This is a genomic window from Vreelandella piezotolerans (assembly GCF_012427705.1).
Classification (GTDB): Bacteria; Pseudomonadota; Gammaproteobacteria; order Pseudomonadales; family Halomonadaceae; genus Vreelandella; species Vreelandella piezotolerans.
The window spans coordinates 150379-165746 of sequence record NZ_CP048602.1 but is presented as its reverse complement, the minus strand read 5'-3'; the positions used below and the strand labels follow the sequence as shown (position 1 = coordinate 165746).

The 15368-nt window shown below is 60.4% G+C and carries 12 protein-coding genes; 5 read left to right on the top strand and 7 right to left on the bottom strand.

Annotated features, from left to right (window positions below; translation table 11 throughout):
- Positions 1 to 146 precede the first annotated feature (146 nt).
- Positions 147 to 662 (top strand): 3-hydroxyacyl-[acyl-carrier-protein] dehydratase FabA, encoded by a 516-nt coding sequence (fabA, locus tag GYM47_RS00735; RefSeq protein ID WP_139527837.1) that lies wholly within the window; start codon positions 147 to 149, stop codon positions 660 to 662.
- A gap of 12 nt (positions 663 to 674) precedes the next feature.
- Entirely contained in the window at positions 675 to 1892 is a 1218-nt protein-coding gene (gene fabB / locus GYM47_RS00730; RefSeq protein ID WP_139527836.1) for a beta-ketoacyl-ACP synthase I, read from the top strand.
- Between the two features lie 79 nt (positions 1893 to 1971).
- On the opposite strand, the gene GYM47_RS00725 is transcribed toward fabB, so the two are convergent.
- The 4 genes from GYM47_RS00725 to GYM47_RS00710 form a co-directional block, all read right to left on the bottom strand.
- On the bottom strand, positions 1972 to 2706 hold the full coding sequence (locus GYM47_RS00725; protein WP_153843256.1) for a lysophospholipid acyltransferase family protein: 735 nt from the start codon (positions 2704 to 2706) through the stop codon (positions 1972 to 1974).
- Positions 2703 to 3596 carry a sugar nucleotide-binding protein gene (locus tag GYM47_RS00720; RefSeq protein WP_139527834.1) on the bottom strand — a complete coding sequence of 298 codons (894 nt, stop codon included), beginning with the start codon at positions 3594 to 3596 and terminating at the stop codon, positions 2703 to 2705. The genes GYM47_RS00725 and GYM47_RS00720 overlap by 4 nt, the downstream gene beginning before the upstream one ends.
- A 68-nt stretch (positions 3597 to 3664) precedes the next feature.
- Positions 3665 to 4258, bottom strand: a complete 594-nt coding sequence (ssb, locus tag GYM47_RS00715) for a single-stranded DNA-binding protein (RefSeq protein WP_139527833.1) — start codon at positions 4256 to 4258, stop codon at positions 3665 to 3667.
- A gap of 76 nt (positions 4259 to 4334) precedes the next feature.
- Positions 4335 to 5714 (bottom strand): MFS transporter, encoded by a 1380-nt coding sequence (locus GYM47_RS00710; RefSeq protein ID WP_153843257.1) that lies wholly within the window; start codon positions 5712 to 5714, stop codon positions 4335 to 4337.
- Positions 5715 to 5884: 170 nt separating this feature from the next.
- On the opposite strand from GYM47_RS00710, the gene uvrA reads away from it, so the two are divergent.
- The gene (uvrA, locus tag GYM47_RS00705; protein ID WP_153843258.1) at positions 5885 to 8734 is read left to right on the top strand and encodes an excinuclease ABC subunit UvrA; all 2850 of its coding nucleotides are present in this window, start codon (positions 5885 to 5887) and stop codon (positions 8732 to 8734) included.
- A 120-nt stretch (positions 8735 to 8854) separates the two neighbouring features.
- Positions 8855 to 9592: a Crp/Fnr family transcriptional regulator gene (locus tag GYM47_RS00700; RefSeq protein ID WP_153843259.1), complete on the top strand. Its 738-nt coding sequence runs from the start codon at positions 8855 to 8857 to the stop codon at positions 9590 to 9592.
- A 71-nt stretch (positions 9593 to 9663) separates the two neighbouring features.
- Here GYM47_RS00700 and GYM47_RS00695 read toward each other — a convergent pair whose 3' ends face one another.
- Complete coding sequence (locus GYM47_RS00695) at positions 9664 to 10413, bottom strand: ribonucleoside-diphosphate reductase (RefSeq protein WP_139527829.1); 750 nt, start codon at positions 10411 to 10413, stop codon at positions 9664 to 9666.
- Between the two features lie 50 nt (positions 10414 to 10463).
- Entirely contained in the window at positions 10464 to 12575 is a 2112-nt protein-coding gene (locus tag GYM47_RS00690) for an adenosylcobalamin-dependent ribonucleoside-diphosphate reductase (protein WP_153843260.1), read from the bottom strand.
- Positions 12576 to 12779: 204 nt separating this feature from the next.
- Between GYM47_RS00690 and GYM47_RS00685 the strand changes: the two genes are divergently transcribed.
- Positions 12780 to 13343: a hypothetical protein gene (locus tag GYM47_RS00685; RefSeq protein ID WP_168444417.1), complete on the top strand. Its 564-nt coding sequence runs from the start codon at positions 12780 to 12782 to the stop codon at positions 13341 to 13343.
- Here GYM47_RS00685 and GYM47_RS00680 read toward each other — a convergent pair.
- Positions 13340 to 15352, bottom strand: coding sequence for a sensor domain-containing diguanylate cyclase (locus GYM47_RS00680; protein WP_153843261.1), 2013 nt, complete (start codon positions 15350 to 15352; stop codon positions 13340 to 13342). The two genes, GYM47_RS00685 and GYM47_RS00680, sit on opposite strands and share 4 nt — an antisense overlap.
- Positions 15353 to 15368: the final 16 nt, after the last annotated feature.

The following is a 15368-nucleotide window of genomic DNA, read 5'->3' as shown; positions in this document are numbered from 1 at the left end:
GTGAAACGTTACACTCATGACGATTGCCGTATTGGCAAATCATTAAAAAGCATTAGAAAGTGACGATAAGGCGCCCGTGACGTGCATTCGGTGGTCTCGGGAAGTAGACTAGGCGCAACAACCATCTTCATACTCGGAACGATTCAGTGACCAAGCAACACTCCTTTGATCGCGAAGAACTGCTGGCCTGCTCGCGTGGCGAGCTTTTTGGCCCAGGCAATGCACAGCTGCCAGCCCCCAACATGCTGATGCTCGACCGTATCACGCATATCCATGAAGAGGGCGGTGAACACGGCAAAGGCGAACTGATCGCCGAGCTGGATATCACTCCGGATCTGTGGTTCTTCGACTGCCACTTCCCCGGCGACCCGGTGATGCCTGGCTGCTTGGGTCTCGACGCGATGTGGCAGCTGGTAGGTTTTTATCTGGGCTGGCTTGGCCATCCTGGCCGAGGCCGTGCGCTAGGCTGCGGCGAAGTGAAATTCAGCGGCCAAATTTTGCCCGACGCTCAAAAAGTGACGTATCGCATCAACATGAAGCGCGTCATTACCCGTCGGCTCATTTTAGGCATCGCCGACGGCACCGTGTCCGTCGACGGGCGCGATATCTACCAGGCTAATGACCTGCGCGTTGGCCTATTCACCTCCACTGCGAATTTCTAACAGGAGGCTCCCATGCGACGAGTGGTAGTCACCGGCCTTGGCATCGTGTCGTGCTTAGGCAACGACCAGCAACAGGTCCTAGACGCGCTCAAAAGCGGGCGCAGCGGTATTCGTTTCAAGGAAGAGTACGCCGAGCGCGGCTTCCGCAGCCATGTGGCGGGCAGTGTCGATATCGATCTCGATACGCTGATCGACCGCAAGCTGCGCCGCTTCATGGGCGATGCAGCGGCTTACGCCTACGTCTCCATGGCTCAAGCCATCGAAGACGCTGGTCTGACCGAAGCGCAAGTGTCGAACGAGCGCACCGGCCTGATTGCCGGTTCGGGCGGCGCGTCTAGCGCCAATCAGGTCGAAGCCGCCGATCTCATGCGCGAGAAAGGCCTGCGCCGCGTTGGCCCTTACCGCGTGACCCGCACCATGGGTAGCACGGTATCCGCCTGCTTGGCCACGCCGTTCAAGATCAAAGGCGTGAACTACTCCATCTCTTCTGCCTGTGCGACCTCGGCCCACTGCATTGGTAGCGCCATGGAGCAGATCCAGCTCGGCAAGCAGGACGTAGTCTTTGCTGGCGGTGGCGAAGAGGAGCACTGGACGCTGTCATGTCTGTTCGACGCCATGGGTGCTCTCTCTACGCACTATAACGACACCCCGGACAAAGCTTCTCGCCCTTACGATCAGGCCCGCGATGGTTTCGTCATCGCCGGTGGTGGCGGCATGCTGGTGCTGGAAGAGCTCGAACATGCAAAAGCGCGCGGCGCCAAGATCTATGGCGAGCTCGTCGGCTATGGCGCGACCTCGGATGGCCATGACATGGTGGCCCCCTCTGGTGAGGGCGCGATGCGCTGCATGCATCAGGCCATGGCCACGGTGCAGGGCGATATCGACTACATCAATACCCATGGCACCTCGACGCCGGTTGGCGATGTCGCTGAACTGAAAGCGATTCGCAGCGTGTTCGGCAACTCAACGCCCGCCATGAGCTCGACCAAGTCGCTCACCGGCCACTCGCTGGGTGCCACTGGCGTACAGGAAGCGATCTACTCGCTGCTGATGATGCAGCACGACTTCGTGGCCGCTTCTGCCAACGTCGAGCAGCTCGACGAGCAGGCCGACGGTTTCGATATCGTGACCGAGCGTCGCGACGGCGTCACCCTCGAGCGCGTGCTCTCCAACAGCTTTGGCTTTGGCGGCACCAACGCCTGCTTGGTGTTCCAGCGCTACGACGGCTGATATCCATGTACGGCATCAAAAACGGCGCCTTCGGGCGCCGTTTTTGCGTGAATATGTGTGGATAGTTGCTCAGCGTCGCTTAGCGAGCCACGGGCCTTGGGACCTCGGAAATCTCCTGCAGCTGCCCCTCGATCCAGGCTTCGACATCCACCAACACCTCGTCGGGCGTGCGCCCTTCGGTCGCGATGGGCGGTCCAATGCGCACGCGAAGCACCCCTGGGCGCTTGACCCAGTGACGACCAGGCCAGCGCTCACCGGCATTGTGAGCGACGGGAAGCACCGGCACACCGGCTCGGCAAGCAACGACGCTACCGCTTTTGTTATAGCGCTTGCGCACGCCAGGATCCACCCGCGTGCCCTCTGGGAAAATCAGGACAGACAGGCCAGTGCCCAGGCGTTCGACGCCCTGCGTCAGCACCTGTTTCATGGCTCGCGCGGGCTTGGAGCGATCCAAACTGATCGGGCGTAGCAAGCGCAGCCCCCACCCAAAAACGGGAATGCGCAGCAGCTCGCGCTTGAGCACGGTGCACACCGGCGGCTTCATCACCTGCAGAAAGACCGTCTCCCACTCACACTGGTGATTGGCTTGAATGACGCAGGGCCCTGACGGGATATTCTCCCGCCCCTGAATCTCATAGTGCACACCGCAGGCAATGCGGAACCACACCATCAAGAAGTAGTTGTAGAGATTCAACAGCCGATAGCGAGCCGCCAGTGGCAGAAACGGTGCGATGGGTAAAAAAAGCACCCCAATGAGCAGCATGGCAGTGAAATAACCTACATAAAACAGCAGGCTGCGACCCACATTGATCAAACTGACTCTCCTGTCCCAACGTCATCGGGCTGCTGGTCGCGGGTGAGACACCAAGCATCCAGCATGCGTCCAACTTCCAGCCGCCATGGCTTTTGATGAACGCCAAACACATCCAGCACGCGGCGACAGTTCAATACGCGGCGTAATTTAGCATCGTGGTGATGGTTCAGTGCTTGCACCTCACCTAGCGCGACCGTCTCACCTCGGCCCTCCAGGTGCGTCGCCAATTGCGTGCGCACCATCGAGGTAAAGGTGAACGCACTGACCGGCTCCGTCCCTGCCAAATGGTAGGCCCCCCAAGCGTCGGCCCCGCAGGCCTGCTGCTGCAGCATGCCGATGAGCGCCATCGCCACTGCATCGGCCGATGTTGGGCAACAGACGACATCCTCGGCGGCCCGAACCGCCTGCCCGGTCACCAAGCTATCAATGATTTCATTCAGCCAAGCGTGACTGCCTTCCAGCGCGAACAGGGGCCCCAAGCGCACGATCAGGTGTCGGTGGTAGTCGGCGCGAATGCGGTCGCCGGTCTGGACGAGGCGGCGCAAACACTCGTCGCGTGGGGCGGGCACGACGTGCTCATCGATGGGGATATCGAATCCCTCTTCGTAAAGCTGATCGGACACGCACCAGACCAGCGCCACTCCTTGGGTTTGACACGCATCCACGCAGCGCTCCACGGCGTCCGCATGGGCTTTTACCTCGGCAGGGGTCATGCTCAGCGGATGCGCCAGCGGCGGAATGATCACCGCATCGGGCGCGATGGCCTGCAGCTGGCTCGCCGAAACGGCGAGGCCCTGTTCGATTACCAGCTCGGTATCGGTGCGCCGGCTCGCTTCCCGAGCCAATGCTAAACTCAAGCAGTGCCCGGCATCCAGTATCAGCAGCTTCAAGACAGACCCTCTTCCTCAACCCAAGAACGTAAACTCGTGCGTCATGCGGTGACGAACGCCTGCCAGCGTTAGAACGGAATTTCGTCGTCGAAGTCGTCGAAATTGCCCGGATCAGGCGCACCGTAGCTGTTGTTCTGCTGGTTAGGCGCAGGCTGCTGGGGCGGCGCAGAGCGCTGCGGAGCGCCTTGATTGGGGTAACCGCCTTGTTGGGGTGGCTGCTGCTGACCATAGTTTTGGCCATAGTTCTGCTGCGGCGGGGCCTGCTGAGCAGGTGCCTGCTGGGCATAGCCACCTTGCGGCGCACCGCCGCCCTGGTAGTCACCGCTGCGGCCATCGAGCATCTGCATGTCGTTGGCGACGATCTCCGTACTGTAGCGGTCCTGGCCATTTTGATCCTGCCATTTGCGCGTTTGCAGGCGGCCTTCGATATAGACTTTCGAGCCCTTTTTCAGGTACTGCTGGGCAATTTCGGCCGTTTTGTTGAACAGCACCACGCGATGCCATTCGGTGCGCTCCTGACGCTGGCCGCTTTGACGATCCATCCAGGTATCAGAGGTGGCCAGGTTCAGGTTCGCCACCGCGGTACCGGAGGGAGTGAAACGGACTTCCGGATCCTGGCCTAAGTTGCCAATCAAAATAACTTTATTAATCCCGCGCGCCATAAGGTCGCTCCTCATCATTCATCGTGTACATTAGCGGTCACTGACAGCTGGTCACAGCTAAGCCAGCGGTGAGTCATTAGGTTCGTGGCGGCGACATCAGTCTCGACAACGCCGCCTGGTCCAATGCGTCGCGATTGACCTTCAAGTAGACCAAACGCTCTTCTGGCACGACCATCACATCTTCTACGCCGACCACGTCGGCAAGATGCTCCATCAACAGGTTCATCGCATCGGGCTGCGTTTCGTGCAGCGCCATCACTTCACTCGAGAGCGGCGGCGGCGACGGCATACGCCACATGGCCGTCCACCACCCTAGCGCCAACAAGGCACAGCCTATGAAGACGGCGTTCAACCCCCAAACGTTGGCTAACAAGCCGCCCAGCGTGCCGCCTAAAAAGGCGCCTAAAAACTGGCTGGTGGAGTACACCCCCATGGCCGTCCCCTTGGCACCCGCTGGGGCCAGCTTACTGAGCATGGAGGGCAGCGTCGCCTCCAGCAAATTAAATCCGGTGAAAAACACGAACAACCAAACGAACAGCCAACGTCCTTGCGAGAGCGGCATCCCCAGGCTCGCCAGGCTCAAGGCAATGGCCCCAATGGCCAGCAGGCACATCAGCTTCATCCGCTGACGTTTTTCCGCGACGATGACCAGCGGCACCATGGCGACGAATGACAGTGCCATGATGCCGAGATAGGCAAGCCCATGGTACTCCGCTGCTACGCCTGCATTGAGCAAGCGAAACGGAATGGCGACGAAAATGGCCATCAGTACCAAATGCAGCGCAAAAATCGATAGATCCAGTCGCCACAAATCGGGTCGAGTCATCACGCTCTTGAACTGTTTGCGATCCAGCCCAACGTCGCGGTGGCGCAACCGGCGCGGAGCGGGCGGCACCCAGCGCCATAGCACCACCAGTCCCACCAGCGTCAACAGGGCGGTAAACCAAAACACGCCGGAGAGACCGGCCCAGGCGGCCAGCCAGGGACCAAGCACCATGGCAATGGCAAACGACACGCCGATCGAAAGACCGATGGTGGCCATGGCGGCAGTGCGAACCTGCTCGCGGGTTTGATCGGCCAGTAGCGCCATGATGGCCGCCGCCACGGCGCCACCGCCCTGCAGCGCGCGCCCGGCGATCACGCCGACAATCGTATCCGCCATTGCAGCGATCACACTACCGACGGCGAAAATCACAAGCCCCATGGCAATCACTCGCTTGCGCCCGATACGATCAGAGAGCAGGCCAAACGGAATTTGCAGCGACGCCTGGGTAAGGCCATAGATGCCTAACGCGACCCCCACGAGCAGCGGCGTTGCACCTGCCAACGTATCAGCATAGAGCGCGAGTACCGGCAGAACCATGAAGAGTCCCAGCATACGAGACGCGTAAAGGCCAGCCAAGCCGCTGATTGCACGGCGTTCAGCGGCCAGCAGCAGTGCGGAAACCTTGCGCATAGTGCCCTTGTGTATGGTGGATGGGCCAGAACGGCCTGAGATAACCGACCATTCTAGCGCTTTGTCACCACGCTGGAAACGCCAGCGCGGTGGCGACAGCAGAGACAGTTTTGCCGGGAAGGGTACAGCAAACGTATAATTACGCTTTTGCCACGCGATTCGAGGTGTTGATGGACAGCATTCTGGTCAGGGGTGCCCGCACCCACAACCTCAAGCAGATCGATGTGGAGCTGCCCCGTGACAAACTGATTGTCATTACCGGGCTCTCCGGCTCCGGCAAGTCATCGCTGGCGTTCGATACGCTCTACGCGGAGGGGCAGCGTCGCTACGTGGAGTCGCTTTCCACCTACGCGCGACAGTTCCTGTCGATGATGGAAAAACCCGATGTGGATCACATCGAGGGACTCTCTCCGGCCATTTCCATCGAGCAGAAGTCCACCTCGCATAACCCTCGCTCGACGGTCGGTACGATCACCGAAATTTACGACTACCTGCGCCTGCTGTTTGCCCGCGCCGGCACACCGCGCTGCCCCGAGCACGGGGAAGACCTAGAAGCCCAGACCATCTCGCAAATGGTCGACCAAGTCATGAATCTCGCCGAAGGCACCAAGCTAATGCTGCTGGCCCCAGTGGTGAAGGGTCGCAAAGGCGAGCATTTACAATTGCTCAGCGAGCTGCGTGCCCAGGGGTTCGTGCGGGTGCAGATCGACGGTCAAGTGCTCGAACTCGACGACATCGCACCGTTGGATAAGCGTAAAAAACACGATATCAGCGTGGTGGTCGACCGCTTCAAAGTACGCGACGACATTGCCCAGCGGCTGGCAGAGTCGTTCGAGACGGCGCTGAACCTGGCCGACGGCACGGCGATGATTCACTTCATGGATGGCGAGCAGGAGGATCTCGCCTTTTCATCGCGCTTTGCCTGTCCGGTGTGTGGCTACTCGCTCTCCGAACTCGAGCCGCGCATGTTCTCTTTCAACAACCCGGCGGGGGCCTGCCCGACCTGCGATGGCTTGGGCGTTCAACAATACTTCGACCCCGACAAGCTCATCAGCCACCCGGAGCTCTCTCTGGCGGAAGGCGTCATTAAAGGGTGGGATCGGCGCAACATTTATTACTTCACCCAGTTACAAGCACTGGCCAAGCACTACCGCTTCGAGCTGGAAACGCCCTGGCAGGACTTAGCGCGACACGAGCGCGACATCATTCTCAACGGCAGCGGTAATGAGCAAATTCCGTTCGTGTACGTGGGGGATCGCGGCCGCAAAGTCACTCGGGAACATGCGTTCGAGGGTGTCTTGCCCAATATGCAGCGCCGCTATCGCGAAACCGAGTCCAACATGGTGCGCGACGATCTCGCCAAGTATATCGCCGTCCAGCCGTGTACGACCTGCGGCGGCTCGCGGCTACGCAAAGAGTCGCGTCATGTCTACGTGGACGAACACAACATTGCCGATATCGTCCACCTGCCGATTGGCGAGGCGTGGAACTACTTTGCCGAGCTCGACTTACCCGGTCGTAAAGGCGAGATCGCCGCCAAGATCGTCAACGAGATCCACGCGCGCCTGGAGTTCTTGGTCAACGTGGGCCTGGACTACCTGAACCTGGAGCGCAGCGCCGACACCCTCTCGGGCGGCGAAGCCCAGCGCATTCGTCTGGCCAGCCAGATCGGCGCGGGGCTGGTAGGCGTCATGTACATCCTGGACGAGCCCTCCATCGGCCTGCACCAGCGGGATAACGATCGCCTGTTGAAAACCCTGGAGCGGCTGCGCGACCTGGGCAACACCGTGATCGTGGTCGAACACGACGAGGACGCCATTCGCGCGGCGGACCATGTGCTGGACATTGGCCCCGGTGCCGGGGTGCACGGCGGTGAAATCGTCGCCCAAGGCACGCCTCAGCAGGTGATGGACAACCCTCACTCACTGACCGGTCAATATCTCTCTGGCACCCGCGAAATTGCCGTGCCGCCCTATCGCATTCCCGGCAATCCCGATAAGCAGCTAGTGGTACACGGCGCGACTGGCAATAATCTGCAAAACGTCACCCTCAGCCTGCCGCTCGGGCTCTTCATTGCCGTCACCGGAGTATCCGGTTCGGGCAAGTCGACGCTGATCAACGGCACCCTGATGCCGATTGCGGCCCGCGAGCTCAACCGTGCCACCACGCTCACTCCCGCGCCATATGAGAAGGTCGAGGGCCTCGATCAGCTCGATAAAGTGATCGATATCGACCAGAGTCCGATTGGTCGCACGCCGCGCTCTAATCCGGCCACCTACACCGGCATTTTCACGCCCATTCGTGAGCTGTTTGCGGGCACCCAAGAGGCACGTTCACGGGGCTACAAACCGGGCCGCTTCAGCTTCAACGTCAAAGGTGGGCGCTGCGAGGCGTGCCAGGGCGAAGGCATGATCAAGGTCGAGATGCACTTTCTGCCGGATATCTACGTGCCTTGCGACGTGTGCAAAGGGAAGCGCTATAATCGCGAAACGCTGGATATTCATTACAAGGGTAAAACCATCCACGAAGTGCTGGAGATGACCGTGGAGGACGCCCTGGCATTTTTCAGCCCAGTGCCTGCCATCGCCCGCCGCCTACAAACGCTGATGGACGTTGGGCTTTCGTACATTCGCTTGGGCCAGAGCGCGACCACCCTCTCTGGCGGTGAAGCCCAGCGAGTGAAGCTCGCCCGCGAACTCGCCAAGCGCGACACCGGGAAAACGCTCTATATTCTGGATGAGCCCACCACGGGACTGCATTTCGAGGATATTCGCCAACTGCTCACGGTCTTGCATCGCCTGCGCGATCACGGCAATACCATCGTGGTGATCGAGCACAATCTGGATGTGATCAAGACCGCTGACTGGCTAATCGACCTGGGCCCGGAAGGCGGCTCGGGTGGCGGACAAATCATTGCCGAAGGCACCCCGGAGCAGCTTGCCAAGCAGCACGTCTCGCATACAGGGCGCTTTTTGGCCCCGCTTCTCGAGCGGGGTCACCGCGCGTCAACCACCTCTTAAGCGGCCGTCCCGGCGCAAACGCGCCGGGAGACGCAAAAGAGCGAGCATGCCGCGTGACGACTGCTTATAGTAAGTAACGACGCCGTTTAACAAAGGTGGTTTGCACGAGGAGAAGCACGCGTGGAACAGGATAAGAGCTGCATTATTCGCCACTTTAGCCACTACTGTACGCTGACAGACGACGAAAAGCAGTTGCTCAATTCACTCGAAGAGAGCCCTGACGACATCAAGGCTGGTTCGCTACTATGGGAGATGGGCGCCCCTGCCAACGAGTTTTGCACGCTGCGCAGCGGCTGGGCTTACTCTTACCGTCACCTAGAAAATGGTGATCGGCAGATTCTCGAAGTTTTCCTCCCTGGGGACATCATCGGCCTGCGGGAGTTTGCGTTTTCTCAGCGTCTCGAGAACGTGCGCATGATTACGGACGGAGTGGTCTGCCATTTCCCCCATAAACGGATGCTCGATCTCTTTCGTGAGTCGCTGCCGCTCACCTCGGTGATGTTCGCCATCGGCAGCCGTCAGCAGGCGCTGCTCACCGAACGGTTGGTGAACCTCGCACGGCGCAGCGCGCGCCAAAAGATGGCCCACTTCCTCCATGAAATGTACCTGCGCCTACGCCAAACCAATGACGATATTAGTGGGCAGTTCCGTCTCCCGCTCTCCCAAGAGCAGCTGGCCGATATTCTGGGGCTGAGCCCGGTGCATGTCAGCCGCACGTTCAGCGCGCTCAGCGAGGATGGTTTGGTCTTCCGCGACCGCCACCACGTGTCGATTCCCGACCTGGATGCGCTGGCCACGGAAGGAGAGTTCGATGACTGCTACCTGACCGATAACGTCCGCCCCCTGCTCGACGGTTGATCCTCCGATGACGGCTGATGCGACGTGTGCCGCCCGCTGGCCCAGCGCGCAGCACTTAGCAAAGGGGCGCGTCAGCCACACTTGGACCAGCCGCATCCGGCGTAGCAGGTAGGACAGCCATCCATCATGATCAAGTCCCCTCGGCACTCGGGGCAGGTGCCCACGGTGGCCGGCGCGCCGCTAGCGGATACAGGCGCGCCTGAGGCCTCATCGACAGTTGGACGCTCCTCGGGCTGCCAAGCATGGCCATGCTGCATTCGGTGGGCGTAGCGGGCAACCAGCGTCTCGACCGGCACTTGGTGGCCGTCCTGATCCAGAAAGCCACGCCGATAGAGAATCTGCTGAATCGACCAAGCAATCGCCGCCACTTCAGAATCGTGAAACATGGGCTTATTCCAGCGATTCATGCCACAGCGCACCAACCCCTTATCCCAGGCCACCTTGCGAAGATCCGCCACGGCCTGCGTGACATAGCCGCCCCGCGCCGCTAGCGACAGGCTACGCATCGTGGCAGTGATCCACTGATGCTCGCTGGAGAGCTGGCCCGACGGAAAGAAAAACTCCACCGGGCGCTCGATCACCACGCGCTGACCACCGACCACCCCCTCCACCGGCATGAACGACACCAGCAAATAGACCTTCTTACGCCCTTCGGCCCCCACGTAGGAGATCTTCTCCGACACCGCCTCCAGCGTCCCCTCCGGACGCGAGGGGATACGGACCGTCAGCGGGTCCTCCTCGGCCAACACGGGCTCGGGGGTAGGCCGTTCCGGCTGTTTGATTCGGTAACCGACAATTTTCGACGTGATTTCGACCGCCATAACGCTCTCTCCCAATGTTTGACCGTTGCTCAAGCCTACGCGTGCGCTGGTTACCACTTACCGTAAGTGCCCTCTTTCAAGGCATCGAACAGGTTGGCCGCGTTGTGCTCCTCACCGTCATAGAGCACTTTTTCATCGCCCGTCAGTTCCAGCGTTTCGCCACTCTCTAGTTCGAAGACGTAGGTGGTGTTCTTGAGATCGTCTTCCCGCACCAGCACCCCTTGAAACGCTTCTGGATTGAAGCGGAAGGTCGTGCAGCCTTTCAAACGGCTCTCATACGCCTGCAAATAGAGGTCTTGGAACTGCTCGAACGGGAACTCGGTCGGCACGTTGACCGTTTTAGAAATGGCAGAATCTACCCACTGCTGCGCGGCGGCCTGCACGGCGACGTGCTGTTCGGGCGACACCGAGTCGGCGGTGATGAAGTAATCCGGCAGATCGCTTTCTACCGCATCGGCAGCGATGAAGTGGCGATAGGCGGCCAGCTCGAAGGAGACCACTTCCACCTGCTCCTTGGTCTTTTTGCCGGACTGAATGATGTTGCGGAAATAGCGATGTGAGAACGACGGCTCGATACCATTCGAGGCGTTGTTGCCCATGGAGAGCGAAATGGTGCCCGTCGGGGCAATCGAGCTGTGATGAGTGAACCGCGCGCCGTGCTCGGCGAGCTGCGCCACCAAGTCCGGCTCCAGCTCGGCCACTTTGGCCATGTATTGGCTATAGCGGGCATGCAGAATGCGGCCCGGCACTTTGTCACCGACCTCGTAACCGTCGCTGGCCAGCTGTGGGCGCTCGCGCATCATTTTTGGCGTGATGGTGTGCTCCTCTTCGAGCACCGGCGCCATGCCCTTCTCTTTAGAGAGTTCCAGCGCTTGCTTCCACCCTTCCAACGCGAGGTGACGACTCACTTCCTCAGTGAACGTCAGCGATGCCTGAGAACCGTAGGGTATCTTCAACATGGTCAGTGTCGAACCGAGCCCTAAAAAGCCCATGCCGTGGCGGCGCTTGGCTTCGATTTCGCGCTGCTGTTGGGGAAGCGGCAGTCCGGCGATTTCCACTACGTTATCGAGCATTCGGGTAAAGATCGCCACGACGTTACGATAGCGCTCCCAGTCGAAGCGCGGCTCGGCGCTAAACGGTTCGATCACGAACTTGGTCAAGTTGACCGATCCCAGTAGACAGGCCCCTTCTGGTGGGAGCGGTTGTTCACCACAGGGGTTGGTCGCGCGAATATCTTCACAGAACCAGTTGTTGTTCATACGGTTGACCTGATCGATCAAGATGAAGCCTGGCTCGGCGTAGTCGTAGGTGGAGGCCATGATCGTGTCCCACAGCTCGCGGGCCTTGATCACTTCGACAATGCGGCAGGCCACGCGCCCCTGATCATCCACCGTGTAGCCCTCTTCGATCACCGGCCAGTCGCGGTAAATGATGTCGTCAGCACTAACGTCCTCTTTTTCACCTGGGTGCAGCGGAAAAGCCAGCGGCCAGTCGGCGTTGTGCTTCACTGCTTCCATGAACTCGTCGGTGATCAGCAGGCTAAGGTTAAACTGGCGCAGCCGCCCGGCTTCACGCTTGGCCTGGATGAAGTCCCGCACGTCGGGGTGACCGACATCGAAGGTCCCCATCTGGGCACCGCGACGTCCCCCGGCGGATGCCACGGTGAAACACATCTTGTCATAGATATCCATGAAGGCCAGCGGGCCATTGGTGCCCGCGCCTGCGCCAAACACGAAAGCGCCTTTGTGTCGCAGCGTCGAAAAGTCGTAGCCAATGCCCGCGCCCGATTTCAAGGTCATCCCAGCATCGACCACGGAATCGAGAATATCGCGCATGGAGTCATGGATGGTACGCGAGACGGTGCAATTGATCAGACTGACGGCGGGTTTGTAGGCGTCGGCACCGGCATTGGAGAGAATACGGCCGGCGGGAATCGCGCCGTTCTCCAACGCCCAACGGAACTTGGGCAGCCACTCGTCAGCGTGCTCGCCCTCGACGGCCGCTAGCGCGCGCGCCACGCGTTCGAACGTCGCCGAGACATCCTGATCTACCGGCTGGCCATGGCGATCTTTCAACCGATATTTGGCATCCCAGATCTCTCTTGAGGGGGCCTGCAGAGGGACCTCACTGGATGTCTTCATCGCCTTGGTTGCGGTGTTCATGTCACGAAACTCCTTCACGAGGGATCAATAGCGGCTAAAACGGCCCGATGATACAAGGCATCGCCAGAGAGTATAGCCCCGACTTTCTACTATATCGGCTGCTTTTTTGAGACAAACCCACTAGATATAGAAAAAACAGCACCTTACCCTTTTGATTATTCTCAACACGCTATAGGCTTAGGGTTTTCGATGACGATACGATCTATGAGCCCCACTCGCGCACTCTCTTCCTACGCGTTGTCCACGCTCCTGCTGGCGAACCCGGCGCTGGCGGCCACGTTCAACGTGAGTTCTACCGAACCCCACGGGCACTGGCAGTCGATGGCCCTTAGCCTTGGCGACGAACGCCACTTCCGCGCCGTGGAGACCCACAGCTACTCAGACGCTACGCTCAGCGTGAACACGACCCAGGGTGTCTGCGACCTGCCTTGGCTCGAGATGCGAGTGACGCTGGCGCAACAGCAAGGCGAAAGCCGTGCGGTGAACCTCGTGCCGACGCGGCTACGCATCGACGACCAGCCGATCATCGACACCATGGCGGAGTTCATTACCGAGCGCGGCGATGACGGCTTTTATGCCCATTTCTATTTGCAAGATATGGAGACGCTGATCGAGGAAATGCAGTCGGGGGAACAGCTCTTTCTTGGCTTCGATCAGAACGAGCGGGAGCCTTGGTACATGACCTTTAGCCTGGCGGGTGCAGATGCGGCCATCTCGCGCATGCAAGCGTTGTGCAGTGCGGCCGCCGAGACGGCCCGCACGCCTTAAGTCACGCGCTCTTCGGCGAGTTCTACGCGGTTACGGCCGCTACGCTTGGCTCGATACATGGCAGCGTCGGCCCGGGCCATCAACGTTTTACAGCTATCGCCGGGCTGCCAAATGGCGACACCGATGCTCACCGTGATGGGCTGATCCAGACCGCTGACGTGCAGTGTCGCCACCAGGCTACGCAGCCGCTCAGCCAAGCCGACCGCGGCGTCCATGTCCGAGTGCGTGGCGAGCACCACGAACTCTTCGCCGCCCCAGCGGCCCAGGTGGTCACAGCCACGTAGCGAGGTTTCCACCAGGCGCGCCAGCGACACCAGCACGTCGTCGCCCACGCTGTGTCCGTGGGTATCGTTGATCTGCTTGAAGTGATCCACATCGAATAGCAGCAGCGCAAAGGCAGCGCCGTACCGTTTGGCCGCGACCAGTTCGGCATCGATGGCCTGTTCGATACGGTAGCGGTTCCACACCTGGGTGAGCGGATCGAAGTGGGCGAGCTGCTCCAAGCGCTGATTAGCAGCGGCAAGCGCCTTACGCTCACGCTCTAAATGCATGTTCAGCGTGCTGATCTCGTAAGCGGAGATCGCCAGCGTCAGGTCTTCTCCCAGGTCCATCACCGCCAGGCGCTCGACGCGCTGCCACGCCTCGCTTTTGCCCACTACCTCTTCGCACCAGGCCGCCGACGGCGCCACCATCACCGGGGGTAGCGGTGCCGAGGTCGGTTGCATCGCCCAGTAAAGCGTTTCTACCTGCTCGGGGCGAAAGAAGATCAGCCAGCCGCGCTGAGCCACGCTCATGGGCAGCGGCACGGCCAGAATGCCACATTGGTCTGGCATGTTCAGGGATTCGGTCAAGGGCTCGCTGGCCACGCCACGGGTACACCAAGGCCCGCTGTGTCGATGCGCTTTGTCGAGCCGTTTGACGAACTGAGCGACGACTGCGGCGTCGGGCGTATGACCGTCCGCGTAAACGCTGCCTTTCAGCCACAGTGCAACACCGTGGGCGCGAAACAGCGAGCACCATGTCTCCGCTTGGGCTGACAACAACTCGACGGGGCTTTGCGGCTCGACACGGGCATTCGTCGAGAGCACCAAACTATCTTGTACGCGCTGAAGATAGCGGGCCTCTTGTCGAGCCCTGAGTAGCAAAAGCCGCTGGGTCGCCATCTGGACGAGGGTGCGAACGGCATCGCGGACTGGCGGCGACACCGGATGAGGCGCTGCCGAGTGGCAGAACAGCAAGCCCCACAGCCCGGTGTCACCCTGCATGGCCAGGCTCATCGCACCGCGTACGCCCAACCGTTGCAAGTAGCGCTGACGCTCCGGCGCGGGGGCACGTAAAAAGCAGTGGCGCAAATCGACGCTCTCGCCCTCTGGCGTACACGGCAGCGGCGGTTCTGCATGGGCGCTGGCGTCATGAATCAAACGGATCGGATGGCGCTCGTAGGTGCGGCGCAGCGTGATCGGAAAGTCACTGGCAGGAAAGCGTTGGCCCAGCAGCGCAGGCAGGTGCCCGCCTTGCGCTTCGGCGACGATCAGCCCGTGCCAATCGCTGTCGAAATGACAGACCGAGACGCGATCATGACCGGTGAGCTGTTGCACGGCGGTCACTAAATAATCCAGCAGTTCTTCTTGATGGGTCGCTTCGGCTAGACGCATCAAGCGCTCGTTGACGGTCCCCAGCAGGCGTCGTTTGCCCAGCGGGCTGAGGGGCTCGATTTCGACCACCACGTGGCGATGCGTGCGATAAGCGTGAACCTGCAGGCGCGTGGTGTCATGTAGCCGACGGAAGGCTAGCGGGCTCGCTAACCGCTGGCGTCCATGCAGCTCTTGGCGCAATCGTTGGCTCAACCGCTTGCCCAGCACGGTGGCGGGGGAAATCGCACGGAGCTCGGTGTCTGCCAATCCCAGCAGTTTGTTTAGGTTGCGACTGACCGCCTGAATGCGCCGACTCTCACCGTCGAGCACCATGACGGCGCCAAACGATTGTAGTAGCGAGTGATGCTTCGACACGCAGATAGCCTCGAGA

Coding starts and splice junctions, on each gene's coding strand:
- fabB (WP_139527836.1), top strand. CDS start 675: ATGCGACGAGTGGTAGTCACCGGCCTTGGCATCGTGTCGTGCTTAGGC.
- ssb (WP_139527833.1), bottom strand. CDS start 4,258: ATGGCGCGCGGGATTAATAAAGTTATTTTGATTGGCAACTTAGGCCAG.
- GYM47_RS00710 (WP_153843257.1), bottom strand. CDS start 5,714: ATGCGCAAGGTTTCCGCACTGCTGCTGGCCGCTGAACGCCGTGCAATC.
- uvrA (WP_153843258.1), top strand. CDS start 5,885: ATGGACAGCATTCTGGTCAGGGGTGCCCGCACCCACAACCTCAAGCAG.
- GYM47_RS00695 (WP_139527829.1), bottom strand. CDS start 10,413: ATGGCGGTCGAAATCACGTCGAAAATTGTCGGTTACCGAATCAAACAG.
- GYM47_RS00690 (WP_153843260.1), bottom strand. CDS start 12,575: ATGAACACCGCAACCAAGGCGATGAAGACATCCAGTGAGGTCCCTCTG.
- GYM47_RS00685 (WP_168444417.1), top strand. CDS start 12,780: ATGAGCCCCACTCGCGCACTCTCTTCCTACGCGTTGTCCACGCTCCTG.